18 protein-coding genes and 1 pseudogene are annotated in these 25,042 nt (G+C 68.7%); 8 read left to right on the forward strand and 11 right to left on the reverse strand.

The genetic code is table 11. The features are described from left to right. Positions 1 to 9 precede the first annotated feature (9 nt). The 5 genes from ACIRB4_RS10860 to ACIRB4_RS10880 all read right to left on the reverse strand — a co-directional run bounded on the left by ACIRB4_RS10860 (position 10) and on the right by ACIRB4_RS10880 (position 7,614). A complete protein-coding gene (locus tag ACIRB4_RS10860; RefSeq protein WP_403289878.1) occupies positions 10 to 1,569 on the reverse strand; it encodes an ABC transporter substrate-binding protein in 1,560 nt (519 codons plus the stop codon). Further along, complete coding sequence (locus ACIRB4_RS10865; RefSeq protein ID WP_403289879.1) at positions 1,551 to 2,636, reverse strand: ABC transporter ATP-binding protein; 1,086 nt, start codon at positions 2,634 to 2,636, stop codon at positions 1,551 to 1,553. The genes ACIRB4_RS10860 and ACIRB4_RS10865 overlap by 19 nt, the downstream gene beginning before the upstream one ends. Continuing rightward, positions 2,633 to 4,561 (reverse strand): dipeptide/oligopeptide/nickel ABC transporter permease/ATP-binding protein, encoded by a 1,929-nt coding sequence (locus ACIRB4_RS10870; protein ID WP_403289880.1) that lies wholly within the window; start codon positions 4,559 to 4,561, stop codon positions 2,633 to 2,635. Before ACIRB4_RS10870 ends, ACIRB4_RS10865 begins: the two co-directional genes overlap by 4 nt. Beyond that, positions 4,558 to 5,505, reverse strand: coding sequence for an ABC transporter permease (locus tag ACIRB4_RS10875; RefSeq protein ID WP_403289881.1), 948 nt, complete (start codon positions 5,503 to 5,505; stop codon positions 4,558 to 4,560). The genes ACIRB4_RS10870 and ACIRB4_RS10875 overlap by 4 nt, the downstream gene beginning before the upstream one ends. Before the next feature lie 492 nt (positions 5,506 to 5,997). After that, positions 5,998 to 7,614 (reverse strand): carboxylesterase/lipase family protein, encoded by a 1,617-nt coding sequence (locus ACIRB4_RS10880; RefSeq protein ID WP_403289882.1) that lies wholly within the window; start codon positions 7,612 to 7,614, stop codon positions 5,998 to 6,000. A gap of 717 nt (positions 7,615 to 8,331) precedes the next feature. Between ACIRB4_RS10880 and ACIRB4_RS10885 the strand changes: the two genes are divergently transcribed. Beyond that, the gene (locus tag ACIRB4_RS10885) at positions 8,332 to 10,083 is read left to right on the forward strand and encodes a SpoIIE family protein phosphatase (RefSeq protein ID WP_403289883.1); all 1,752 of its coding nucleotides are present in this window, start codon (positions 8,332 to 8,334) and stop codon (positions 10,081 to 10,083) included. Positions 10,084 to 10,166: 83 nt separating this feature from the next. After that, positions 10,167 to 10,313 (forward strand): annotated as a pseudogene (locus ACIRB4_RS10890) (IS5/IS1182 family transposase); the annotation flags it as partial. A gap of 83 nt (positions 10,314 to 10,396) precedes the next feature. On the opposite strand, the gene ACIRB4_RS10895 reads toward ACIRB4_RS10890, so the two are convergent. Then, positions 10,397 to 11,863 carry a carboxylesterase/lipase family protein gene (locus ACIRB4_RS10895; RefSeq protein ID WP_403289884.1) on the reverse strand — a complete coding sequence of 489 codons (1,467 nt, stop codon included), beginning with the start codon at positions 11,861 to 11,863 and terminating at the stop codon, positions 10,397 to 10,399. A 213-nt stretch (positions 11,864 to 12,076) separates the two neighbouring features. Here ACIRB4_RS10895 and ACIRB4_RS10900 point away from each other — a divergent pair, with 213 nt between their 5' ends. The 3 genes from ACIRB4_RS10900 to ACIRB4_RS10910 all read left to right on the forward strand — a co-directional run bounded on the left by ACIRB4_RS10900 (position 12,077) and on the right by ACIRB4_RS10910 (position 14,926). Next, positions 12,077 to 12,916, forward strand: coding sequence for an MBL fold metallo-hydrolase (locus ACIRB4_RS10900; protein ID WP_403290431.1), 840 nt, complete (start codon positions 12,077 to 12,079; stop codon positions 12,914 to 12,916). Positions 12,917 to 12,919: 3 nt separating this feature from the next. Then, on the forward strand, positions 12,920 to 13,801 hold the full coding sequence (locus ACIRB4_RS10905; protein ID WP_403289885.1) for a LysR family transcriptional regulator: 882 nt from the start codon (positions 12,920 to 12,922) through the stop codon (positions 13,799 to 13,801). 69 nt (positions 13,802 to 13,870) lie between these two features. Continuing rightward, a complete protein-coding gene (locus ACIRB4_RS10910) occupies positions 13,871 to 14,926 on the forward strand; it encodes a tartrate dehydrogenase (RefSeq protein WP_403289887.1) in 1,056 nt (351 codons plus the stop codon). A 99-nt stretch (positions 14,927 to 15,025) separates the two neighbouring features. Here the strand turns inward: ACIRB4_RS10910 and surE are convergent, their stop codons facing one another. Next, a complete protein-coding gene (gene surE / locus ACIRB4_RS10915; protein WP_403289888.1) occupies positions 15,026 to 15,931 on the reverse strand; it encodes a 5'/3'-nucleotidase SurE in 906 nt (301 codons plus the stop codon). Between the two features lie 114 nt (positions 15,932 to 16,045). Next, a complete protein-coding gene (locus ACIRB4_RS10920; RefSeq protein WP_403289890.1) occupies positions 16,046 to 17,290 on the reverse strand; it encodes an MFS transporter in 1,245 nt (414 codons plus the stop codon). Between the two features lie 618 nt (positions 17,291 to 17,908). Between ACIRB4_RS10920 and ACIRB4_RS10925 the strand changes: the two genes are divergently transcribed. Both ACIRB4_RS10925 and ACIRB4_RS10930 read left to right on the forward strand, forming a co-directional pair. Next, positions 17,909 to 18,550 (forward strand): phosphatase PAP2 family protein, encoded by a 642-nt coding sequence (locus ACIRB4_RS10925; protein ID WP_403289892.1) that lies wholly within the window; start codon positions 17,909 to 17,911, stop codon positions 18,548 to 18,550. A gap of 255 nt (positions 18,551 to 18,805) precedes the next feature. After that, complete coding sequence (locus tag ACIRB4_RS10930; RefSeq protein ID WP_403289894.1) at positions 18,806 to 20,671, forward strand: glycoside hydrolase family 3 protein; 1,866 nt, start codon at positions 18,806 to 18,808, stop codon at positions 20,669 to 20,671. A 73-nt stretch (positions 20,672 to 20,744) separates the two neighbouring features. Here ACIRB4_RS10930 and ACIRB4_RS10935 read toward each other — a convergent pair whose 3' ends face one another. Then, positions 20,745 to 22,100, reverse strand: coding sequence for a cytochrome P450 (locus tag ACIRB4_RS10935; protein WP_403289895.1), 1,356 nt, complete (start codon positions 22,098 to 22,100; stop codon positions 20,745 to 20,747). A 137-nt stretch (positions 22,101 to 22,237) separates the two neighbouring features. Between ACIRB4_RS10935 and ACIRB4_RS10940 the strand changes: the two genes are divergently transcribed. After that, entirely contained in the window at positions 22,238 to 23,245 is a 1,008-nt protein-coding gene (locus ACIRB4_RS10940) for a LacI family DNA-binding transcriptional regulator (RefSeq protein WP_403289897.1), read from the forward strand. 7 nt (positions 23,246 to 23,252) lie between these two features. On the opposite strand, the gene ACIRB4_RS10945 is transcribed toward ACIRB4_RS10940, so the two are convergent. Beyond that, on the reverse strand, positions 23,253 to 23,873 hold the full coding sequence (locus ACIRB4_RS10945) for a phosphatase PAP2 family protein (RefSeq protein ID WP_403289898.1): 621 nt from the start codon (positions 23,871 to 23,873) through the stop codon (positions 23,253 to 23,255). Between the two features lie 227 nt (positions 23,874 to 24,100). Next, a complete protein-coding gene (locus ACIRB4_RS10950; RefSeq protein WP_403289900.1) occupies positions 24,101 to 25,036 on the reverse strand; it encodes an alpha/beta hydrolase fold domain-containing protein in 936 nt (311 codons plus the stop codon). Positions 25,037 to 25,042 lie beyond the last annotated feature (6 nt).

Consider the following 25,042-nt stretch of genomic DNA (forward strand, 5'->3'; position numbering starts at 1 on the left):
GCCGCGCGCCTACTTGGGTGCCACCTCCCAGGCGAGGTCGGGAAGGTAGCTGGGGGCGGTTTCGAAGCCGGTCAGCTTCTTGCCGTTGAAGGCATACATCCCGTCCATACGCATCACCGAGACGAACCACGCCTGGTCGACGACGTACCGCATGACGTCCTGGTACAGCGCCGGCTGCTTGTCCGCCTCGGCGGCGGCCGCGGCGGCGAGCATGCGGGTCAGCGTGGGATCCGATGTCGCGAACGGATTGAACGCGGTGGCATGCGGGAGCATCCAGTCCAAGGAGAGTGCGTAACTCGTCGCGCCGCCGTAGGCGAAGCCGAGTGCGGAGTACTTCCTGGAGGTGGCGTTGGCGAGCCACTGTCCGACACTGGTGTCAGTGGTGACGTTGGCGGTGACGCCGATCTTCTTCCACTGCTGGACGACGGCTTGGGTGACGAGGTCGATGCCGAAGAAGCCCTGGGTCTCCATCTTGAGGGAGAAGCCCTTCGGGTATCCGGCTTCCGCAAGGAGCTTCTTGGCCTTGGCCGGGTCATACGGGTAGCGGTTGTCGTAGTCGGCGGCGAAGCCGTCGAGGCCGGGCAGGGATATCTGGCTGGTGGAGTGCCCGTACTTCTGAACCACGGCCTTGGTGATGGCATCACGGTCCACGGCGTAGTTAAGAGCCTGCCGGACGCGGACGTCCTTGAGCGGCTTGGCCAGGGTTCCACCCCGGTCGGCGAGGTTCACCCCCACGAACACGCTCGGCGATCCGACCACCTGCAGGCCCCCGGATTTCGCGGTGTTGACCTGGTTGGCGGTGATGCCCATCGCGTCCGCCTGACCTGTCCTGACAGCCTGAAGACCTGAGTTCGGGTTGGAAACGATCTTGATGACCACCTTCTTCCAGTGGATCCTCTTCTTGTCCCAGTAGTGGGGGTTGGGCTTGTACGTGTAGTGATCACCGGAAGCCGTGTTCGCGGAGTCCAGGACGTACGGCCCAGCACCGAAGGACTTCGTCCCCATCTGCTGGGGCGCCGCCAGGCCCTTGGGGCTGATCACCGACCCGACCATCAGCACTTGGGTCAAGAGCTGGGGCAGGATGGGGTTCGGGCTGGAACAGTGGATCCGTACGGTGAGGGGACCGGTCGCCGTGACCGACTCGATAGCCGACGTCCAGGAGACATTGAGGCCGTTCTTACGGCTGTAGTTCAGCGAGGCCGCCACCGCCTTGGCATCCAGCGGACTGCCGTCGGCGAACTTCAGCCCGCTGCGCAGGGTGAACTCGAACTCCTTGTTGCCGGTCCCTTTGTAGCCCCACGTCGTGGCCAGCCCGGGGCCGGCCTTGCCGTCCTTCCTCTGCCGCAGGACGCTGTCGTAGGTGAGGTTGACGAACCAGTTGTCGGAGCCGACGTTCGCCTTCGCCGGGTCGAGGCTCGCGGGCGGGCTCAGGGACACGACGGTGAGCGTGTCTCCCTGGCCGCCGGCCGCGCCGGACGAGGAACCTGATCCCGATCCTGTGCACGCCGTGGCGCAGACGGCGAGTACCGCCAGCGTCGCCAGGCCACTGGTCATTCGCTTGCTGAACATGGTGCTTCCTTACCTGTGGAGCCCACGGCCGTGGGCTGGTTCTCGTGCGGCTGGGACTCTCGCGTAATGGCCGCTGGGCCCAGTTCCGCGGACCGATGGCAGGCGACGAGGTGCGGGGAAGGGCCAACGTCTCCGCCTCCGCCGGTGAGGGGCGACAGGAGGGGCCGCTCGCGATGACACGTGTCGATAGCGTGCGGACAGCGGTGGGCGAAGACGCATCCGCCGACCGCGGGCGCACCCGTGGTGGGGGTTGCGCCACGCGCCGCCCTGCGGGCGCGCTGGGCGCGCGGGTCGGGTTCGGGTATGGCTTCGAGCAGTGCGCGGGTGTAGGGGTGGCCGGGATCGGCGTAGAGAGTCTGCGCGGGCCCCGACTCCATCACCTGACCGCGGTAGAGGACGACGATGCGGTGGGACAGGTGACGTACGACGGGGAGGTCGTGGGCGATGAAGAGGTAGCTCAGCGAGAGTTCGCTTTGCAGCTCGGCCAGGAGGTTCATGACCTGGGCCTGGATGGAAAGGTCCAGGGCGCTGACCGGTTCGTCGCAGATGACGAGGCTGGGGTGGAGCATCAGGGCGCGGGCGATGGCGATGCGCTGGCGCTGCCCGCCGGAGAACTGGCCGGGGTACCGGTCGGCGGTGTCGGCCGGCATGCCGACCCTTTCGAGCATGTCGCCGACGCGGGCAGCCGTCTGCCGCTGATCGAGCCTTTGATGGACGAGCAGGGGCTCGGCCAGGGCCTGGCCTATCGTGCGGGCGGGGTTGAGGGAGGAGTACGGGTCCTGGAAGACCACCTGGAGCCGTGCGCTGAGGTTCCGTCGGGTGCGGGGCCGGGCGCGGGTGATGTCGGTGCCCTCGAAGTGGACCTGACCCGAGCGCACGGGGTTGAGCCCCAGGACCGCGCGGCCGATGGTGGACTTCCCCGATCCGGATTCGCCGACGAGGCCGACGGTCTCCCCCTCGGCGATGCTCAGGGAGACACCGTTGACGGCGCGCAGGGGCGGGAGGCGACGGCCCTGACGGAATTCGACGATCAGGTTCCGGATGTCAAGTACGGGCGGACTGTTCATGTGCGGGCGCCTTCCGCCAGGAGCTGCTGGGAATGGATGCACCGGGTGACCCGGCCCGGCGCCGGCCGGGTGAGGGCGACTGGCTCACTCGTGCACGCCCCAGTGGCCAGGGCGCAGCGAGCGGCGAAGCGGCAGCCGGAGGGCCAGTCACGCGGTGCGGGCACGGTGCCGGGGATGGTCGGAAGGGCTTCGCCGTCACCGGCCAGATGAGGGTTCGCGGCCAGAAGGCCGGCGGTGTAAGGGTGGAAGGGACGGGTGAACATGGCCTCGACATCGGCTTGCTCGACTACCTGGCCGGCGTACATCACCACCGAGCGGTGGCACAGGTCGGCGACCACACCCCAGTCGTGCGTGACGATGAGCACCGCCATGTCGGTCTCGGCCTGGAGCTTTCGCAGCAGGGCGAGGATCTCCGCCTGCACGGTCACATCCAGCGCGGTGGTCGGTTCGTCGGCGATCAGCAGCTGGGGGTCACCGGCGAGGGCCAGAGCGATCGCGACCCGCTGTGCCATTCCGCCCGAGAGCTGGTGCGGGTAGCGCCTGGCGACCACGGCCGGGTCCGGAATATTGACCATCGTCAGGAGTTCGCGCACGCGATCGCGCGCGGCGCGGCCGCTGCACCTGTGGTGACGCCGGACGGCCTCGGCCAGCTGTTGGCCCACTGTGTACGTGGGGTCGAGGGCGACCATCGGTTCCTGGGAGACGTACGCGATTCCCGACCCACGCACTCTGGCAAGGGCGGCGGGCGAGCCCGCCAGGTCGACGCCGTCGAAGACCACACGTCCGCCGGTGATCCTGCCGCCGCCCGGTATGAGACCGAGGACGCCGAGCGAGGTGACCGACTTGCCGCAGCCTGATTCGCCTACCACGCCGAGTGTTTCGCCCGGCTGCACGTCGAAGCTCACCCCTTGGACGACGGGTGTTCCGGCGATCTCGATCGACAAGTTGCGTACCGAAAGCAGCGCACCAGGATCAGGGGGAGAGGCGTCTTCCCCGGTGGAGGGCTCAGTGTTCGCCCGCGCCGAGCGTGCCGCAGCGTGCCCGGCCATCGTGGAGAACGACCAGCGCTGGGTGGCCGCGTCGCGAATCGCGTCGCCGAGCAGCCCGAGGGCCATCACGGTGATGACCAGAGGGACCCCGGCAGGAACGAGCATCCACGGAGCCCGGTCGATGGCTTGCGACGCATCCGCCACGAGGCCGCCCCACGACGGGTGGGGCGGCTGTGCGCCCAGGCCCAGGAATCCGAGCCCTGCCTGGATGATGACGACGATCGCCGCGAAGAGAGCAGCTTGGACGATCACCATGCTGGTCATGCGCGGAAGGATGTGGCGCCGCAGGATCTGGGCGCTGGTCAGTCCGGCGACCTTGGCCGCGGCGACGTACAGCTCTTCACGAACGCTCAGAGTTTGTGACCGCAGAACGCGGATCAGACCGGGGCTGCCGAGGATGCCGAACGTGATCATGGCGGCGTGCAGATTCCCGGGGAAGACGGACAGCACGACGAGAACGATGATGATGCCGGGCAGCGCGAACAGCAGATCTGCGGTTCGCGTGGTAAGCCAGTCCACGAAGCCGCCCAGGAACCCCGATGCCAGGCCCAGGGTCACGCCGATGAGGAGGTACACGGAGAGTGCCTCACCCACGGCCAGCAGCGTGGAACGGCCGCCGAACAGGAGCCGGCTCAGCAGATCGCGGCCGAGATTGTCGGTGCCCAGGAGGTGGTCCGTCGACGGACCTGCCAGTACGTGGCCGAGGTCCTGATCGAGCGGCCCGTGGGCTGCGATCAGGGACGCACCGAGAGTGGCAAGGGTCAGCAGGACCAGCCAGCTTGCGGAGATCGCGCCGGCTGGGCGCCGCAGTACGCGTCGGACCAGACCTGGCTCTGTGGTGGCCTTTCCTGCCGCTGCTCGCTTCTGCTGGCTCATGAGGCACGCACCCTCGGGTCGAGTTGGCGGTAGGCGAGGTCGACCAGCAGGTTGACGATCACCACCAGCACCGTGATGTAGAGCACGGCTCCCTGGATGACGGGGATGTCGTGCTGGATGGTCGCCTGCTGCGTCAGAAGCCCGAGCCCCGGCATGGCGAACACCGTCTCCACGAACACAGCAGCGGCCAGAAGGCTGATCAGGACTACGCCCAGCACGGTCACCACCGGCAGTGCCGCATTGCGCAGCACATGGCGGTAGAGGATGGACCGCTGCGAGAACCCGTTCGCCTGCATGACGCGGATGAAGTCCCTGCCAAGGGTGTCCATCACGGAGTCGCGGGTCTGCTTGGCGATCACGGCAACGGCGCCCAAGGACAGCGAGGCGACAGGCAGGACCAGCGAACGCCCCCACTGAGCCGGGTCGTCGGAAAAGGGAACGTAACCGGTGACCGGGAACCAACGCAGCTTCACCGACAGGATCGCGATCAGTACGAGTGCGAACCAGAACGCAGGAACCGCCAGGCCGACCAGTGAGAGACCGTCCACGATCTTGACAAGGAAGCCGCCACGGCGAGCGGTGACCAACCCCAGTGATACGCCGAGAATCCCGGACACCGCAGTGCCCGCCACGATGAGCCACAGCGACACCGGAAGCCGGCTGTTGAGCACCGCGGTCACCGGTTCCCCACTGAAGAGGGAGGAGCCGAGGTCTCCGTGCAGGACGCGGACCAGCCAGTCCCAGTACTGCACCGGGAGAGGCTCGTCCAAGCCCAACTGGGCCCGCACCGCCGTGTATTGCTCAACTGTGGCGTGCTGCCCGACGATCGTGCGAGCCGGGTCCCCGGGGACCAAGGACACCAGCACGAAGGTCAGGGCGGAGACGAGGAACAACAGTGGAGTCGACGACAGCAGCCGTCTCCCCACCAGCCGGAGAATTGCCATGCTCACCTCATCGGGATTGTGCAAGCCGACCGGTCATTGAAGGGTTTCCGCCAACGCAAGGGCATTGAGTGCTGTGGGCAGTCGGAGTGCCTCCTCGTCGACCCCCGAGGCGCGCGTCGCGAGGAGACTCCCGCCCCTCCGGGGGCTCTCGATACGGATCGTGGGATGTGGGGCTTCAGACGGCCGGGGAACCGAGGTGGCAGCGGCCGGGGCAGTCCTCAGGCTGTCCGTGGCCAGGGATTCCCGGCCGGCGTCCCGCGCGTACCCATCCCGGGGTTGAGGTGGGGGTGACCGACTGGCGGAGGACCTTCAGGAGAAGCTATCGCGCTCTATTCGCGACCGCCATAATGAGTCAATAAACGTTGGATAACGGGGTCGTCCTCAACCGCCCTGCCGCCGTCCTCATGTCGCACGCGTGATGGGTAAGGAAGCCCCGGTCTTCGTCGACTGAGGCGCCGACACCGGCCGGGGCGTCCTGACCGCTCCCGGGTCTCAGGATGTGGCCGGCCCCAATCCGCGGCCCTCCCAGAAATCACATTCGTGGTCGGCTGCGAAGGTGCGCGAGGTGCTGATGGTGTCCGGGTTGAGCGTCAGCGAGGTGTGCGGGGTGCCGGTCGGCGGCCACGGCGTTTGGCCCGGGACGCTCGGGTTTCCCGAGCGTGCGAAGGCGCCCCAGTACCGCTTCATCTGGTTTCCCAGGGCTGTCTGCTTTTCCGTCAGAGGGCGGTCACCCATCGTGTATGCGAACAGGTAGGCCAGTTCTGCGCTGTGTCCGTTGGACTGGTCCAGCCCCGGTACCTGCGCGCCGTACAGAGTGGGGGAGTCAGGGTCATCGAACTCGTAGGCGTACGTCGGTACTTGCGGTGTGAAGAGTCGGGCCGTCCAGTAGGTGTGACAGGCGAAGGTGGTGTCGGTGAGCACGGCCGAGAGCGCGTGGTACGGGGTGGGGAAGCGGGTCAGGGGATAGCGGGTGAGCACTTCCTCGGCCATGGGCCCGTATGAAGTCCGGATCTGATCCGTGTACTCCTGTGCGGTCAGCCGGGGCTGGGTCAACGCGACGAAGAACCGTGCCTCGGCCCGCGTGCTGCCGATCAGGATCGGTACCTTGTTCCAGTCCCCCGACGCGATGGCCTTGCTGGGCTCCAGCGGCAGCAGCCTGTCGCCGTATGCCGGCCCAGTGACCGGCAGGGTCGTCGCGGCGCTCACCAGATCGGCGGCCCGGGCGCCCCGGATGCAGGCCGCCACGTCGCCCGGAGCGGTGCAGCCCAGTCGGGTGGCGTAGGCGCGCGCCTGGTCCTCGGCCTTTGCCCGTTCAGGCGCGCGCAGCAGTGTGCACGGCCCACTCTGCAGCACGGCCCGGCTGAAGAGGCCCCTGGCCTGTGGGGACGTAAGCATGGCGCAGACGGAGCCGCTGCCCGCGGACTGGCCGGCGATGGTGATGTTGCTCGGGTTGCCGCCGAAGCCGGCGATGTTCTGCCGGGTCCACTTCAGTGCCGCGATCTGGTCCATGAGCCCGAACGAGCCAGACTGCAGTGCGTTGGTCCGGAGGACCTCCGGCAGTGCGAGATACCCGAGCTGCCCCAGTCGGTAGTTGATGCTGACGACGACACTGCCGGTGAGGTCCGCCAGGCTGCGGCCGCCGAACTGGGTGCCCGTGCCCTGGCTGTACGCCCCGCCGTGTATCCAGAGCAGTACCGGTAGCCGAGCCCCGGGGTGCGCGGCTCGCGGTCGGTAGATGTCCAGGTAGAGGCAGTCCTCACTGACCGCCTTCGGGTCGCGCAGCCCGAAGGGCGAGAACTGCAGACAGGCGGGCGCCGCAGTGGCCGCGTCCCGGGGCGTGTTCCAGGCCGCGGGTTCCTGTGGTGGCCGGAACCGCAAGTGCCCTATGGGTGGTGCCGCATAGGGGATGCCCAAGAATTCCTGGGTCCGGTCGTGGGAGCGGCCGATCAGGGCTCCCTGGGCAGTGTGGACCACGGGTCGCGGCTCGCCTCCTGGCACGGTCGCGGCGGCCGCCGGCACCGTACCCATCAGAGTCGTACCGAGCAGTGCGGCCAGAGCGAGCAGCCAGGCAAAATCGGCTCGCGGTCTCACCGTGCGAAGCGTCTTCACTCTTCCTCCTGATTCATGGGGGCGTGTGGGCGAAGGAGGGGCAATCTCGGGCTAGGTGTGCTCGACGGAGCCGTCCCTTTCGCCGGCGGCCAGGGCGGGCCGGTCAACTTGATCGCGGGGCGCCTCGTACGCCGAGGTGTCGGCGATGGGATGTCCAGTCAGTCGTATGGGCGAGCTGCGACACTCCGCCTGTTACACGTGTCACCTGCGGCTAGGGACTGTGTAGCAGCCGGTAGCCGCCAGCGCCAGAGCTCAGGACGAGATTGTTGGGCCGGCAAGTGAGATCGCGTGTCCGCCCACGTACGTCACGTTGGCAGGTACGGGCGCGGGGGTCGGCCGGCAGCTCGCAGGTCGGCTTGGCGAGGGCGATACTGAAGGCCAGGCGTTGCTGGAGGCGATATGCGCGGACCAGAGTCTCGCGTCCTGAGCCCGGACTCGACGTCCGTCAGGCAAGCGGCGGCGATCGTGCTGGATGGCCAGGGTGTGGTCCTCGCCTGTTCGTCGCTGGCCGCGACGCTACTGGAGTGCTCACTCGGCCGCGTATGTGCTCCTCTGCAAGCGTTGCTTACGCGCAGTGAAGACCCATCGGACTCGCCCGGGCGACTGGTGACAGTGTTCGGCAGGGAGCACGGAGGTCACAGGGCTCTCTTGGAGTGCGAGGTAGTCCCGCTGGCAGGGCACGCTCCGGGCCAGTCGCACGACGATGGGCAGTGGCTTGTGCTGGTCACCCCGGTCCGAAGGGTGGTCGAAGCGGGCGAGCGCGACGAGGAGCAACGTGGCAGGGAGCTGTCCCACGCCGCCGCCGCAAGCCTCGGTGGCTCCCTCGATGTGACCGAGACGGCCGAGATTCTCGTGAACCTGCTCGTTCCGGATTTTGCAGACTTGGCGACTGTGGACCTCGCCGATCCGGTGCTGGTCGGTGACGAGCCGGCGCGCCTCGACGCCAGCGGGGATGTCCGCCTGCGCCGGACCGCGGCCGCCCAGAGTCCGGGGATATCCGCTGAGGAGCTCCTCCAGGTGGGTGAAGCTCTTCCCTCTGTCCCGGACAGTAGGTTGATGCGTCCCCTCATGGAGGGGCGGCCCGTGGTCGTGTCCGACGTGTCGGTTCTCAGCGAAGCGCTCGGCGTCGGTGCCGACCAAATACCGCTGTTCGTCCCGCGCGGGGCGCACTCCTCCGTGGCGGTGCCGCTCTTCGCGCGGGGTCTGATCCTCGGCTGCCTCACGGTCTGGCGGAGTCAGCTGCCTGACGAATTCAGCGAGGATGATGCGGCACTCCTCCAGGACGTCGTTTCCCGCGCCGCCCTGGGCGTGGACAATGCCCGCCGCTACACCAGGGAGCACCGGTCGGCGGTGGCGCTCCAAAGGAGTCTGCTGCCGCACTCCACTCTGAATCTCACGGCTGCGGAAACCTCAGGCATCTACCAGCCCGCGAGCGGCGGTGCCGGGGTGGGCGGTGACTGGTTCGACGTCATACCGCTGTCGTCGTCGCGGGTGGCGTTCGTCGTCGGGGACGTGGTGGGCCATGGCCTCGAGTCGACGGCGGCCATGGCGCGACTGCGGACCGCAGTACGCACGCTGGCCGACCTCGATCTGGATCCGGGGGAGCTCCTGACTCACCTCGACGACTTGGTGCTTGGCTTCTCCGGTGAGCAGATGGCCGTGGAGTCCCGTGCGGAGCCGTCGGTGCTCGGAGCTACATGCCTTTACGCCGTCTACGACCCGGTTACGGGGGAATGTGCTGCCGCCGCGGCGGGCCATCCCCCGCCCTTGGTGGTGCCGCCGGGCGGTGAGCCGGTTTTCGTCGACGTGACCCCGGGCCCGCCGCTGGGAGTCGGTGGAATGCCTTTCGAGGTTTCCGTGTTCGGCGTGGAACCCGCGAGCGTGCTGGCGTTCTTCACGGACGGCCTCGTGGAGAGCCGCGGCGGTGACATCGAGCAGGGGATGGAACGACTGAGGAGCGCGCTCGCCTCAGCCGATTCGGCCCGCAGCCTCGATGAGATGAGTAGCGGCCTGATCAACAGTCTGGCGCCTCAACAGCCAGCAGACGACGTGGCCTTGTTGCTGGCCCGGACCAAGGCCATCCCCTCCGACCACGTCGCTGAGTGGAAACTCGAAGCCGATCTGTCTCTCGTCGCGCGAGCCCGCGAGCTGGTGGTCGGCCAGCTGGCCGACTGGCAGCTGGACGAACTGGGCTTCGTGACGGAACTGGTGGCAAGCGAACTCGTTACGAACGCGATCCGCTATGCGGGCGGTCCCGTCGGGCTCAGGCTCATCCGCGATCGAGCGCTCGTCCTCGAGGTCTCCGATCCCAGCAGTACCCTGCCGCGCCTGAGACGCGCGCGCGAGACAGATGAGGGGGGCCGCGGTCTCTTCCTCGTTGCCCAGCTCACCGACCGCTGGGGCAGCCGGTTCACCAGTACCGGGAAGACCATCTGGACGGAGCAGCCCATAGGCGGTCCCCTCGGCTAAAGCGTGTCGCAGAAGGCTGTGAGGCGGGCAGTTTTGCCTGTATGGGTGGGGTGCTGAGGGCTGAGCCGAAGGACCACGCCGAACATCGACGGGACAGGGCCCGTTTCGAGCACGCCTTCGCCCGCATGAAGCACTACAAGATCCTCCGCGACTGCCGCCAGGGCGGCACCCGTCTCCACCACGCCGTCCAGGCGGTCGCCCACATGCACAACCTAACCCTGGCCGCGTGATCACAACACCCCAGGAAGCCGACCCTGACCTGCCTGAACACAGCCTTCTGCGACACGCTTCAGGTCAGACGGCCTCCGCCGGATCAGTGCGGCGCGAGATGGGAAACGGCCGTAGTGACCCTGTCGAAGCGCATGGTGGTGCGGGTGCGCTGGTCGTATCGGTCCCAGCGCGGGATGGCCGGGTGGTTGGGGTCACCGGTACGTATGAACGAGATCCATGCCTGGTGCATGGACTTGGCGAGGCCGTCGCTGGTCCTGGCGTGCAATCCCGCCAGGAACGGCGCATGCGACCAGGCGGCGAGATTGTCGAACACGAAGGGCAGGTCCAGGCAGTGCGGGGCACCCAGCCGGCCGTCGTACGCGGGTGTGGGGAAGTCGAACTCGTACGCCCAGACCGGGCGGCCCTTAGCTGCCCGCGCCTCCGCGAACGCCAGGATGGGCTTCCTGAACGCCTCGTCGGTGGTCAGGTCGACGAGGACGTCGATCGGCCGGGCGCCTGGGCGGGCGGCCGCGTACGCCGCGTACGCTTCGGCCGCGCTGCCGCCGAAGGTGTCCTGCGCCCGGCGGAGTACCTGCTCCTTGGTCGCCGCCGCGTACATTTTGTTGAGGGTGAAGTGGAAGCTCGCTTCCTCCCTGGTCCAACCGATGAGCACGTCGATATCGGCGCCAGGACCGCCGAGCAGGTTCTCGACGGGGTGTCGCAGCACCGTGGAGCCGTCCAGAACCGGCATGAACGGCGCGGTCCAGTGCCCCCATTCCCCGGTGGCCCCGACAAGCCGGACGGTGGCCTCGACCAGCAGCGGCCACGGTACGGTGCGCAGTTCCTCGATGTCCTTCGCGCCGGCGATCTCGAGATAGGCGGCCGTGCGGGCGAGAGACTCGGCGGGTCTGGAGAGCGGCATCCCGAGCGGGGCGCTCTGGAGGATGGCACGCTGGAAGAGCCGGGTGGCGCCCCCGCGTCCCGCGAGCGCAGCGGCAGACAGGGCTCCGGCGGATTGGCCGGCGACGGTGACGTTGCCGGGGTCTCCGCCGAATGCGGCGATGTTGTCGTGGACCCAGCGCAGTGCGGCGAGTTGGTCGGTGAGCCAGACGTTGCCGTGCTCGGCACCGTCGTCCGGCTCGAAGTAGAGCAGGCCGAGCGGCCCCAGCCGGTAGTTGAGGTTCACCACCACCAGGTCCCCGGCCCGGGCGAAGGTTTCACCCGAGTACTGGGGCATCGCTCCGGACCCGGATATGAAGGCGCCGCCGTGGATCCAGACCAGGACCGGTCGGCGCGCGTCGTCCGTGCCGGGTGTCCATACATTGAGCGTGAGGCAGTCCTCATCGAAGGGCGGGAGGCCATGGCTGCCGAGGACGGGGTCGCCCTCGCGGACGGCTTGCGGCGAACTCGGGCTGTACGTGGTGGCATCGAGGGTTCCGCTCCATCCCGGATGTGGCTGGGCGGGGAGCCACCTGAGAGGTCCGACGGGCAGCGCGGCATAGGGCACGCCCTTGAACACGACGATGTCGCCTTCGGCGATGCCGCGGATGCGGCCTGAGTGAGTGTTCACGACGGGTGGGGTTTGGTCCTGAGCGAGACCCATCGGTGCTTCCTTCCAGGACAGTGGTGTCACTCCGTACGCGTGGGCGGGAGCGAGCGCCATGGGAGCCCCATCCGCAGTGGCACGCCGGGCCACGGGGGCCTTGACAACGCCCAATGTATTGCGCATTTTTAGCGAACGTCAATATTATTCGATTCATCGGCAGGGTGGGCTCACGTGGTGATGTGGCGCATCGGTACCACGACGATTCACAAGGTGCTGGAGGCGGAGGTGACTGCTCCCCTCACGGCAGCCTTGCGGACGGACGACACCGCGCTCTTGAAGAGGTACCCGTGGCCGGCGGCCGACTACAGCCGGGCGGACGGCACCTTCGTGATCTCGGTGCACGCGCTGGTGGTGGATACCGGCAGGCGCAAGGTCCTCGTCGACACCTGCGTCGGCAACGCCCGGGCCTCGGTGCCGATGCTGCCCATGTTGGACACGACGTGGCTCGAAGATCTCACCGCCCTCGGATACCCTCCCGAGTCGATTGACACCGTTGTGTGCACCCACCTGCACTTCGATCACATTGGGTGGAACACACGCCTGGTGGAAGGAAGGTGGGTGCCGACGTTCCCGCGGGCGCGCCACCTGGTCACGCGCGTGGAATGGGATCACTGGACCGATGAAGAGGGTCCCGAACTCCACGACACGATGCATCCCTTGGTTGATCAAGAACTCGTCGACTTCGTCGCAACCGACCATCAGGTGTGCGACGGAGTGCGCCTGGAGCCCGCCCCCGGGCACACCCCGGGGCAAGTGGCGGTTGTGGTCGAATCCGAGGGAGCGCGTGCGGTCATCACCAGTGACCTCGTCCACCACCCGGTGCAGTTCATCGAACCCGACGTACCCAGCCTCGCCGACACCGACGCGACGCTGGCCGCCGCGACCAGGCGTGCCTTCGTAGAACGGTACGCCGACACCGGGACGCTGGTCATCGGCACGCACTTCCCCGCACCGACGGCAGGCTTCCTTCGGCGCGGTGGTGACGGGGCCGTACGGTTCGTCGCGGACCGGCGCTGAGCCATGAACTTCCGGCAGCTGCAGTACTTCCTCGCCATCGTCGAGCACGGGGGCTTCAGCCGCGCGGCGGCGGCACTCTACGTGTCACAGCCGTCGCTGTCACAGGCCATCCAGGGCCTCGAGCGCGACCTGGGCGGCAGCCTGTTTCACCGGATCGGCAGGAGGGCGGTTCTGACCGAGGCGGGCACCGCACTGATCGGTCCGGCGCGTGAGGCCCTGCGGGGCCTGGAACTGGCCAGGGCCAGCGTCGGTGCCGTCCGTGAACTGCGTGGGGGCCGCCTCGACATCGCCGCGATGCCCTCACCCGCGATCGAGCCCCTCAGCACCATGGTCCAGAGCTTCACCACCCGGTATCCAGACGTGTCCGTCAACCTGCGTGTGGCTCCCACCCGTGTCGACGTGGTCGACACGGTGCGAACGGGAGGGTGCGAGCTCGGGCTGCTGACCACCACCTCGCCGATCAGGAGTCAGGGCATCATCGCCCATCCCCTCGGAGACCAGCGGCTGGTCCTGGTCACTTCAGCGGACGGTCCCTTTCCGGCCGGCCGGGCCGTCCGCCGCGAGCAGTTGGAAGGGCACCGCCTGATCGTCGGGCAGCGGGGAACCGGGATCAGGGCCTACGTGGAAGACCTGAGGGCCCGAGGCATCGACGTCCGCATCGCGGTGGAGAGCGAACATCGCATGGCGTTCCTGCCCCTGGTGCTCCGCGGCGTGGGACTCGCGGTGGTGACGGAATCCTGGGCCGAATTGTCCAGGAGGGCCGGAGCTCTGGTCCTCGAACTGGAACCGCGCTCCGTACAGCACGACGTCCTGGTGAGCCGCAAGGCGGAGCTGACGCCCGCCGCCCGCGCCTTCCTCGACTCCGCTATTCCACGCGACACATAGGTTCCGCCTATAGGGCGCATCACCGATGCGTCTTGGACCCGCGTGGCGCCTGATTGCTGGAATTCGGTCATGACGAACCACAGCATCGCCCTCATCCCCGGTGACGGCATTGGAACCGAGGTCCTTCCAGCGGCATGCCGCGTACTCGACGCCATCGGGCGCCGCCACGGCATCACCTTCACCTACGAGCAGTTCGACTGGTCCTGCGAGCGGTACCTGCGCGCAGGCTCCATGATGCCGGAGGACGGACTGGACCATCTCCGGCGTCACGACGCGATCCTTCTGGGCGCCGTCGGCTACCCGGGCGTACCCGACCACGTTTCCCTGTGGGGGTTGCTCATCCCGATCCGCCGAGCCTTCAACCAGTACGTCAACCTGCGTCCGATCCGTGTCTTCGACGGCCTTCCCAGCCCAGTCAGCGCCGCCACCCCTGGGGAGGTCGACTTCGTCGTCGTACGGGAGAACACCGAAGGCGAGTACAGCGAGATTGGTGGCAGGACGAACCGCGGGCTTCCCGATGAGACGGCCATGCAACAGGCCGTGTTCACCCGGACGGGAGTGACCCGCGTGGTGGACTTCGCCTTCGGCCTCGCCGAGCGGAGCGGCGGCCGCCTCACCTCGGCAACAAAGTCCAACGGCATCGTGCACACGATGCCCTTCTGGGACGAGCTGGTGGCCGAGCGGGCCACCGAGTACCCCGCGGTCGACTGGGACCAGGAGCACATCGACGCACTGGCTGCCAAGTTCGTCCTCGACCCCGCCCGCTTCGACGTCGTCGTCGCGTCCAACCTCTTCGGAGACATCCTCAGCGACCTCGCGGCGGCCGTGGCCGGCGGCATAGGCATCGCGCCGTCCGCCAATCTCAACCCGCCGCGCGAGCACCCCTCGATGTTCGAGCCGGTCCACGGATCGGCCCCCGACATCGCCGGGCAGGGCATCGCCAATCCGATCGGCGCGATCTGGTCCGCCGCGATGATGCTCGACCACCTCGGCCACCCGGAGGCCGCCACGCACGTCACCGAGGCCATTGCCCGCGTCCTGGCCACAACCTCGGTCCGCACCCGTGACCTCGGCGGCACCGCGACCACCGCCGAGTTCACCTCCGCGCTCATCCAGCACCTCTGACAGGGCGCCGGCGGAGCGGCACACCACCACAGAAGGGGCGGAGCGCACCTGCGCTCCGCCCCTCAAAATCCGCTGCGTCCCCAGGACACGCCCCTAGGGTCAGGGGCGCAGTCCGGCGAGCAGACTGCCCACCTTGGCGAACTCGGCCGGCCCGGTGTTCCAGTCGGCGGACATGGGACTGACCGCGACCTTGTCGGCGTTCACCGCCTCCACGTCGCCGCCCTTGGCGGCGGGCTGCGGCGTGAACCGCACCGTGACCTTCCAGGTGCCGTCGCGGGAGTCAGTGAAGTCCGGCTTCAGTGCCTGCTGGGGGTCCTGGAACGTGGTGGCGACACCGGCGGCGGCTGACTTGCCGTCCGCGCCCACGACCGGGTGGTTGATGTTGAGACCGACGCCCTCGGGCAGCAGCGGCTTGTTCCCGGACCGGGCCTGCAGACGGTCGATGAGCTTCACCGCGAAGTCCATGGTCGGGCGCATGGCGTTGACGGTGGCGACCAGGTCGGGAGCGGCGAAGTCGCCCGTGCTCAGCGCGATGGCAGGCACGCCGTACTCCAGGGCGGCGACTGCGCTGCCCACCGTGCCGGAGTGGTTCGCGAGCCCGGCGACGTTCGGCCCGAAGTTGGTCCCGGAGACGACCAGGTCGGGCGCCCGGCCTTCGAAGACCTCGGAGAGGCCGAAGACGACCGAGTCGCCCGGCGTGCCGTCCACGGCCCACACCTTCGGCTCGGGGTGTTTGACGGTCACCGTCGTCCCGCTCATCATCTTCGTCCCGGTGCCGCTCTGATTGGTGAGCGGCGCGACGATGGTGACATCGTGTCCGGCGGCGGTCAGGACCTGGAACGCCGTACGGATGCCCGGGGCGTTGTAGCCGTCGTCGTTGGTGAGCAGGATCCGCAGCCCGCCGGCGGGCGCGTTCGCCGGCGCGGCCGCCGCGGACGCCGTGCCGGCAAGCAGGGGCATACACAGCAGCAGGGCGGTCGCGGGCAGAACTCGTCTGCTTCTCACGGAGTGCTCCTTGAAGAGAGGTGAAGGGAAACCGGCGGGCGCTCGACCCTCGGCACGCGCCCGCCGGAGACAGGTGGCCGGGCCGCGACCGTGGGGACAGGCGGCCCGGCAAGGTCAGCGCACAGTGCGGATCGGCAGGATGGCCAGTGCGCCGATCAAGGAGAGCGCGCCGCCGACCAGGAAGAGCGGCGTGTAGCCGCCGAAGGCGGTGACTGCCGCGGAGGCGACGAACGGGGCGATGATCTGGGGCCCGGCGTTGGCGATGTTGAGCACGCCCAGGTCGCGGGCGGCATCCTTGGCGCTCGGCAGGACCAGGGTGACCAGCGCGGTGTCGACGGCCATGAAGCAGCCGAAGGCGAGGCCGTTGAGCGCGTTGAAGACGATCATGCCGGTCCAGGTCGGGCTGACCACGGGGACCACCATGACGAGCCCGGCGAGCGCGGCGGAGACGCCGACGAACACCTTGCGGCGGTTCCACCGGTCCGACAGCACACCGCCGACCACCGTCGACACCGCCATGGCGACCATCGTCACCGGCGTGAGCACCGCCATCGCCGCGGGCGGGGTCAGTCCGGCAGGCAGCTCGATGTGATCGTCGAGGATGTACAGCTGGTATCCGATCACGCAGAAGTAGCCGAGGACCATCAGAGCCCGGCCGATGAAGGCCCAGCGGAAATCGTGGCTGGCCAGTGCCGAGAGGAACGCGGCGATCTTCTGGCGGGCCGGGACCGGAGCGGCGGGGACGGAGCGGGGGACGTCCCGGCACAAGGCGCTCAGGAGCAGCGCCGAGCCGGCAGCCAATGCGCCGAGGATGAGGTATCCGGTGCGGGGCTGCGTTGCGGTCTGCGAGGCGATCAGCACGCCGATGGTGCCGCCGATCGGCAGAGCCAGCCCGACCACCGCGGAGGCGGTGCCGCGCTTGGCCATGGGGATCCGGTCCGGCACGATGGCGGTGACAGCAGCCTGGTAGACATTCATAGTCGCCTGGATCAGGCACCAGCCGATGCCGACGAGCAGCGCGGTACGGAAGCTGCCGAGAAACGCCAGGAGGGCCAGGGAGGCCAGTGCGCCGCCCAGTATCCAGGGGTTACGGCGGCCGGAGCGGTCGGACAGGGCACCGCCGATCGGATTGAACGCGGTCCCGAAGACCGCGCTGATCCCGCCGACCAGACCCAGGATGGCGACCTTGTTCGCCGGGTCGATCGCCGCGATCTGCATGGGCAGCAGCACCGAGCCGACACCCATGTAGACGGCCAGCATCGATGAGTTGGCCAGCAGCAGCAACAGCAACAGACCACGGCGCTGGGGGGCTCTGGGCGCGTCATCGATGTGCGTATCGATCATTTCGTTCGTGGTCACGACGACCACCGGAGAGTGCGGGCCGCTGCGGGGCGGCAGGTGGGGACGGACATGCCAACTCCTCGGAGAGGGAGCAGAGGGAGGAAGAACCGCTAATCCAGGAGCGCGCGGCCAGAATGCTCCGGACAAGGGAGCGCACACCGGCGTGGTTACACGTGTTACACACCGGCTGAGACCTGTGTAGCACGCTTCCCGGCCACTCGGCTAGACGTGCCCGGCGTCAAGGGGGCTCCGTTCGCGGATTCCGCCGGCATTCGGCCTACGGGAGTCCTTTGAGGCGCCGGATCGGCCGAAAGATATGTTGCGTTTGCTTCCGGCGTCATATATTCGCGATACCGCCTGCTTCCCTCGCGGCGCCCCCGCGTGATTCGCACGCCCGACCTGGGTGACACGGGTCGCCGGGATCCGGCGTCTGCCTGTGCGCCCGTCCCACTTCACGCCGAGACATGCAGCGCCCGGCCTGGTGTCCCTTCGGATCTGCGAATCCGTACCCACCGCCTTCCCCGCTCGAGGCGAGGAAGGCGCCTGCGAATGAAGGCAGACATGATTGATTCCTGCTCCATGACGGAGCCTCCCCCGAGGTCGTCCGCTCCTCCTCGGCACCACGTTCCCGCCCCTGTGCCCCGCGCAGCGCTGCTGTCTGGAACCGGGCTCCTGCTGGTGGCCCTGTCCATTGGGCTCATGCTCCGGGGTGACGGTCCGGCGATCTTTCAAAGCCTGGACGACCGCTGGGCCCACTGGGTCGGCGGCGGGAAGAGTGGAGCTGCGGGAAGCTTCGCCCTGGTCCTTGACCGGTTGGGCGGCCCTCTGGGGGCGATCTTTCCGCTCGTGCTGGCCGGCGTTCTGTGTGTCTACGGGCGCTGGAGATCCGGGCTGTTCGCGGTCACAGCGGCACTGGTGGCGAACATGCTTGTGGTCCTGCCGCTGAAGTCACTGGTCGACCGCCCGAGGCCTCCGCACCCCCTGGTGCTGGTCAACGACGGGTCCTACCCTTCCGGGCAGGTCTTCGCTGCCGTGACCCTGGTGGTCGCGGTCGGCGTCGTGCTGTTTCCCCCACGCGCGAGACACTGGTGGTGGCTGTTCGGGGCCGCGTATGTGGTGGCCATGATGTGGAGCCGCACCTACCTGCAGACGCAGTGGCTCAGCGATGCCGCCGCGGGAGCCCTCGCCGGCGGGGGAACCGCCCTGCTGGTGCACACGGCCTTTGCTCCCTTGCTTGAGCGGGAGGCGGAACTCATCGCGGCCAACCGGCTCTGGTAGACCGCCACGCCAAAGGAGCGAAAGCCCGTCCCCGTTCCCGTTGACCAACGAGATATGCGCCACCGCTCGAAAGATCGCGGTTACACGTGTAATCTGGTCAGGGGCGCCGCGAGGGGGCGGCGACGCCGACCCCGTGTGCAAGAGCGCCGGGGCCGGCACCCCTCTGATCACCGGACCAGCGCCGCGACCCCGCGGGTCGCCTCATGACACGCAGCCCTATGGGGCTCGACGGCCCCCAACCCGGAGGAGAATCCGATGGCACACAGTCAGGCGGTCCGACCGCGCATCCTTGCCGCTCCGGACGGCACGCCGTTCCGCGACCTGAACGGCAACGGCGTGATGGAACCCTATGAGGATCCCCGGCTTCCCGTGGCCGAACGCGTCGAGGACCTGCTGGGGCGCATGACGCTGCAAGAGAAGGCGGGCCTGCTGTTCCAGACCATGGTCGCCATCAACCCCGACGGCTCCCTGGTCGAACCGCAGCCGGGAGAGCCGGACGACGATCCCATGCGCGCCTCCACCTCCGCGATGGTCACCGGCAAACTCATGAACCACTTCAACCTCTTCGGAGCGGCGGCGCCGCGCCGCATGGCCGAGTGGAACAACCGCCTGCAGGATCTCGCCGCAACGACGCGCCTGGGAATCCCGGTGACCATCTCGACCGACCCCCGTAACGGATTCGTCGACAATCCGGCCGCGAGCGTCCACACGGAAGGCTTCTCGTTGTGGCCGGAGCCGCCTGGCCTGGCCGCTGTCAACGATGAGGAACTGGTGCGCCGGCACGCCGACATCGTGCGGCAGGAGTACCTCGCGGTCGGTATCCGGCTGGCCCTGCACCCCACGGCCGACCTGGCCACCGAGCCCCGCTGGCCGCGCGTCCTGGGCACCTTCGGCTCCGACGCCGAGGTGGCCGCCCGCCTGGTCGGCGCGTACGTGCAAGGACTCCAGGGCGACACGCTGGGGCCCGGCAGCGTCGCGGCGATGACCAAGCATTTCCCTGGCGCCGGACCGCAGTTGAACGGCGAGGACGCTCATTTTCCCTACGGGCGCGAACAGGTCTACCCCGGGCGCAACTTCGACTACCACCTGATCCCCTTCGAGGCAGCCTTCGCCGCCGGGACTTCGCAGATCATGCCGTACTACGCCATCCCTGTCGGCACCCCCTACGAAGAGGTCGGATTCGGCTTCAACAAGGGCGTCATCACCGGCCTGCTGCGCGAGAAGTACGGCTTCGACGGCATCGTCTGCACCGACTGGGGCCTGGTCACCGACACGCAGATCTTCGGGGCACCCTTCCCGGCCCGCGCCTGGGGCGTGGAGGAGCTGGACCGGCTCACCCGGGTCGAACGCATCCTCGACGCCGGAGCCGACCAGCTCGGCGGCGAGGCAGCCCCCGACCTCATCGTGGAACTCGTCACCACCGGCAGGGTGACGCCCGAGCGTATCGATGCCTCGGCCAGGCGTCTGCTGCGGGAGAAGTTCGTCCTCGGACTCTTCGACAACCCCTATGTGGACCCCGACGAGGCCGCCCGGATCTGCGGGAATCCCGAGTTCGCCGCGGCCGGCCTCGCCGCCCAGAGCCGTTCGATCACCATCCTCAAGGACCGTCCCGACAACGCCACCGAGGCCCTGCTTCCGCTCGATCCCGGGGCGCGGATCTATATGGAGGGTGTCGACCCGGCCATCGCCGCACGGTACGCGACCGTCGTGGCCACACCCGAGGAGGCCGAGGTCGCGGTGCTGCGTATCGCAGCCCCCTACGACAAGGAGCGTACGACGGGCTTCGAGTCCTTCTTCCGGGCTGGCCGTCTGGACTTCACCGAGGAGGAGCTGCGGCCCGTACTGGAGGTTGCATCCGCCGTCCCGACGGTCGTCGACATCTTCCTGGACCGAGCCGCGGTGATACCCGAGATCGCGGAACGGGCGGCGGCGCTCGTGGCGAACTTCGGCGCCTCGGACACAGCACTGCTGGATGTTCTCTTCGGCCGGGCGCAGGCCGAAGGGCGGCTGCCCTTCGAACTGCCCCGCTCGATGGCGAGCGTCGCCGCCGGGCACGAGGACGTACCCAACGACTCCGCCGATCCTCTGTTCCCCTACGGTCACGGCATCCGGCTGGGCTGATCCCGCCCCGCGAGCCAGTCCCCGCCGTGTGGGCAGTTGCTGCGCCGACGGACTGCCTTCCCGTCGGCGCAGGTCACCAGCCGCCCAGCGAGTTCCACCAGCCCCACCGCGGTGTCGCCGGGCCGCTGTCGGCCACCGGTTCGTCGTGACGCTTGTCCGGCACTGCCATGACGGGAGGGGGCACGAGCGCTGCGGCGGCACCGGGGCTGGGCGGCACCGGGGTGAAGTTCACCGGAAGTTCGTCGGGGGCGGCGCACCACAGGGAAGGCTGCCGGCGCACAGCGGTGTCGACGGCCTGGAGAGCACCCAGCCGGCGCAGTGCGACCGTGACTGCCGTCTCGGCGACGGACCGGGCCACGTCAGCGGCGGGGCATCGGTGCGAACCGGCTCCCCAGGCCAGGTGGGCTCGGCTGCCCAGCTCTTGAGCGCCGTGTGCGATGAGCTCGGTGTTGGCGGCCGTCAGGCAGGGGATGAGCAGATCCCCTGCGCGAACCCGGCGCCCCGCGAAGGTGAGGTCGTTGCGGGCCCAGCGTCCTGCGATGTTGGGCACCGGCGAGCCGTCCGTCAGGGCCCGGTCGGCGGCGTCCGCGATGGTCAGCCGCCCGGTGGCGACGGCGGTGTGCAAACGGGCATCGACCAGCAGCAGGCGCATGGTGGCGTGGATCCAGCTCAGGGTGGACTGGGCCCCCGACAGCAGGATCACCGCCACGTTGTGGGCCACCTCGGCCTCCGTCAGGCGGGCGGAGTGCGCGAGCAGCCGGGAGGTGAGATCCGGTCCAGGCACCTCCACCTTGTCGGCGACCAGGCGGTGCAACATGTGCATCAGTTCCGCCTCAGCGCGGGCCGCTCCGCTGGTGCCTGCGGCGAGAGGGGCGAGCAGTGCGCCCATCGTGCCCTCCTCCGACGGGGCAAGGCCGATGAGCACCCGGAAGATGCGGCCTACCAGCGGGGCCCCGTACTGGCTGAGGAGATCCGCTGTGGAGTGCGCCGACCATCGGTCGATCAGCGTCTCGGCCTGCACCCTGACGACGCTGCCCAGCCTGCGCAGGTCGATGCTGCTCAGGGCCTCGGCCACCGCATGGCGCTGCCGGCGGTGGGCCTCGTCGTCGAGGCGGTTCACGGCGGGACGCCAGCCAAGGACCGCCAGCAGAGGGGAGTCCTCGGCGAGCAAGCCCCCGGTGACCGCCTTCCAGCGCCGTGCGTCGCTGGAGAAGGCTTGGTCGTTGCGGACGAGCTCGAGCACGTCCTGGTGCCCCATCACCAGCCAGGCCCCGATGCCCGGACCGAGCTCGACGGAGGCGATCGGGCCATAGCGCCGGTGCAGAGCGGCGTAGAGATGGCGCGGGTCTTGTACGAGCAGACCGTCATGGAGGGGGAGTGGCCCACCTCGGGCGGGGCATGAAAGCGAGGGCTGGTTGGACTGGTCCATGGGGCTCCGTTCCGTGCCGATCGGCGGGCATCACATCGGACGCCGGGACCGGCGCTGCAGTCAGCAACATCGGTAATGCGTGTAACCTGAACGGGGAAGCGGTCATCCTGCCGGAAATACGAGCGAAGAAGGACGTCATGGCCAAAGAAACAACTGGCGCCGCCTCGATCACCAGCGCGGACGTGGCCCGCCTGGCGGGAGTGTCCCGGGCCACCGTGTCCTTCGTGCTCAACGACACCCAGGGCCACCGGGTCAGCGACAGCACTCGGGCCCGAGTGCTGGCCGCGGCCAAGGACCTCGGATACGTACCCCATGCCGCCGCCCGCTCCCTGCGCGCCGGGCGCAGCAATCTGGTGCTGCTGCCCGCCTCGGTCTCCGCCATCGGCAGCCTGGTCAGCAGCTGGGTGGACGATCTGCAAAGCGAACTCGACCGGCACGGATACACCACCGTGCTCCACACCGGCCGCTTCGCCGACGCGGCGAGCGCCGCACGGGCCTGGGCCGAACTGCGACCCGCGGCAGTGCTGACGATGAATGCCGACCGCATCACCGCGGAGGCGGCCGGCATCCTGCGCCGCGCGGGTGTGCGTGGGTTGCTCGCCGTCGCGGCCCGGCCCCTGGAAGGAATCCACACCGTGGTCTTCGACCACAGCCGCATCGGTGAAGTCGCAGCCGAACACCTCATCGCCCGCGGCCGGAGCAGGATCGGTGTGGTCCTGCCGCAAGAGCGCGGTCTGGACTCCTTCGGTCGGCCGAGGCTAGCCGGCGCTCAACGGGTCGCCTCTCGAACCACGGCGACGGTGACACCGCTCGACCTCGCCTACACCCGTGAGTCCGCCACCGCCTTGGCCAAGAAGTGGCCGGCACTTGACCTGGACGCGGTCTTCGCCTTCAACGACGAGTACGCAGCTCTCCTCACCCACGCGCTGCGCAGTGAGGGCATCACCATCCCCGGCGACGTGGCTGTCGTCGGCGCTGATGACCTCGTCATGTCCGCCCTTCAGGAGCCGCCGCTGACGACCGTGCGGCTGCGCTTGCCCTCGCCGGCGACCATCGCAGACACCCTGCACCTGCTGATCGAGAAGGGAACGGCACCGCCAGTGCCGGACGTCGAGGCCGAGCTGGTGCACCGGCTGAGCTCCTGAGACGCTCTCAGCGCCGGGGTACTGTGCCTTCCCGGGCAAGTCGGTGCCTGAACAGCCACCAGAACAGCAAGCCGGCGCCGCCGCCCGCCGCGGCGCCGGCCACGGTGTCGCTGAGCCAGTGTGCGTGCAGCCACGTGCGACTCCACATCATGGCCAGGGTGAACAGCGCCCCCGCGATCCACCATGCGCGGCGACGCGCCACCGGTATGACCAGAGCACCGACCAGCACCACCAGGAGCGCCGCCCCGGCGGCGTGCCCGGAGGGGAACGAACCGTGGTCCACCCGGACCAGGGGGTTCGCCGGCCGAGGCCGGTCCACCAGGTGCTTCAAAAGCAGCACCACGGCCATGTTGCCGACCAGATAGGTGGCGAGCAGGCAGGACACGGACCACCAGCGCTTGCGCACGATCAGGAAGATCAGCATGCCCACGGGAACAACCACGCCCAAAGGCCCGCCGAACCAGTTCAGAAAGGCCGCCGCGGCGGCGTAGACGCCTTGGTGCGGGCCCCCCATCCAGACCAGCCAGCGTTCGTCCAGACCTTGAAACGGCGGACGTGCGGCGTTGGCCGTCACCGTGAACGCCAGCAGCGCGGCGAGGAGAAGGAAGAAGACACTGCAGGGGAGCACGCCGGCACCTGGCGGAGCCGGAACGGATCGGCGGTGTCTGGAAGCGGCCGGGACGGCAGGGGAAGCAACCTGAATGCCGGACATTGCAGCCTTTCGCGGCCGCGGCCTGCGCCACGGCCCGTATCTGTGCGTCGAGATCGACTTGAGTACGCCAGCAGGAAGAAGGTGTGGGGCGTCGCAAAGGATCATCCGGCGCCCCACACCGAAGCAGAGATGACTGAGGCCCGTCAGGCGCCCAGGTGCCGGGCCAGGAAGGCGACGCTCCCGGTGACGATGGGAGTGACGTCGGGGGCCCCGAGGAAGATGTGGTCCGCTCCCTCCACCGGCTCGAGGGTCACCTCGCCGCCGGCGCTGCGCAGCTTCTCGGCGAGCAGCTCGCTCTGGTTGTAGGGCACGAGCTTGTCCTCGGTGCCGTGGACCAGCAGGAACGGCGGGGGCGTGGCCCCTTCCGCGTAAGTGACGGGACTCGCGGTGCGGGCCAGCTCACCGCGCTCGTCTTCGACGCCGCCGAGCAGCGTGGTGAACGGGTTGGGGATTTCGACCCCGGGCGTCAGCGGCAGCGGATGCGAGAGCAGCGAGGCGATCTCGGACACCCCGTACCAGTCCACGACGGCCTGCACCGCGGTGTCCCCGTCGGGTATGCCTTCGCCGCCCTCCAGTGCCTCGCCGGCAGGGCCCTCGGGACGGGTGAGACCGGCGAGTGCGGCCAGATGACCGCCTGCCGACTCGCCCCAAACTCCGATCCGCTTCGGGTCGATACCGAAGATGTCGGCGAAGTGCCGGACGTAGCGGATGGCGGCCTTCACGTCGTGGAGCTGAGCGGGGAAGGGTGCCTCAAGGCTGTGCCGGTAGTCGATGCAGACGAGGGCCAGCCCGGCCCGCAGGATCGAACCGTGGAGCAGCTCGACGGGAACCGTCGGCGGGGGATAGCGCCGATCACCTTCCAGCCAGCCGCCGCCGTGGATCCAGATGACCGCGGGGACCGGCGCGTCGGCCGCCGGGACGAGCACGTCGAGCAGCCGGGGCCGGTAGCCGGGAGTGGTCGCGTAGGTGATGCCGTCGAAGCGACGTACATCGTTCTCGGTGACGACGAACGGCACGGGCGCCTGGTAAGGAGGCGGCGGCCATCCGGTGTCGAGCGCGGCCGTCGGCGGTTGCGGCATGGAAGC

It is taken from the genome of Streptomyces sp. NPDC093600 (assembly GCF_044764755.1).
Classification (GTDB): domain Bacteria; phylum Actinomycetota; class Actinomycetes; order Streptomycetales; family Streptomycetaceae; genus Streptomyces.

What these genes read in the sequence shown, in the direction of transcription:
- ACIRB4_RS10860 (WP_403289878.1), bottom strand. Translation starts at nt 1,569, where the DNA reads ATGTTCAGCAAGCGAATGACCAGTGGCCTGGCGACGCTGGCGGTACTC.
- ACIRB4_RS10865 (WP_403289879.1), bottom strand. Translation starts at nt 2,636, where the DNA reads ATGAACAGTCCGCCCGTACTTGACATCCGGAACCTGATCGTCGAATTC.
- ACIRB4_RS10870 (WP_403289880.1), bottom strand. Translation starts at nt 4,561, where the DNA reads ATGAGCCAGCAGAAGCGAGCAGCGGCAGGAAAGGCCACCACAGAGCCA.
- ACIRB4_RS10875 (WP_403289881.1), bottom strand. Translation starts at nt 5,505, where the DNA reads ATGGCAATTCTCCGGCTGGTGGGGAGACGGCTGCTGTCGTCGACTCCA.
- ACIRB4_RS10900 (WP_403290431.1), top strand. Translation starts at nt 12,077, where the DNA reads ATGTGGCGCATCGGTACCACGACGATTCACAAGGTGCTGGAGGCGGAG.
- ACIRB4_RS10905 (WP_403289885.1), top strand. Translation starts at nt 12,920, where the DNA reads ATGAACTTCCGGCAGCTGCAGTACTTCCTCGCCATCGTCGAGCACGGG.
- ACIRB4_RS10910 (WP_403289887.1), top strand. Translation starts at nt 13,871, where the DNA reads ATGACGAACCACAGCATCGCCCTCATCCCCGGTGACGGCATTGGAACC.
- ACIRB4_RS10930 (WP_403289894.1), top strand. Translation starts at nt 18,806, where the DNA reads ATGGCACACAGTCAGGCGGTCCGACCGCGCATCCTTGCCGCTCCGGAC.
- ACIRB4_RS10935 (WP_403289895.1), bottom strand. Translation starts at nt 22,100, where the DNA reads ATGGACCAGTCCAACCAGCCCTCGCTTTCATGCCCCGCCCGAGGTGGG.
- ACIRB4_RS10940 (WP_403289897.1), top strand. Translation starts at nt 22,238, where the DNA reads ATGGCCAAAGAAACAACTGGCGCCGCCTCGATCACCAGCGCGGACGTG.
- ACIRB4_RS10950 (WP_403289900.1), bottom strand. Translation starts at nt 25,036, where the DNA reads ATGCCGCAACCGCCGACGGCCGCGCTCGACACCGGATGGCCGCCGCCT.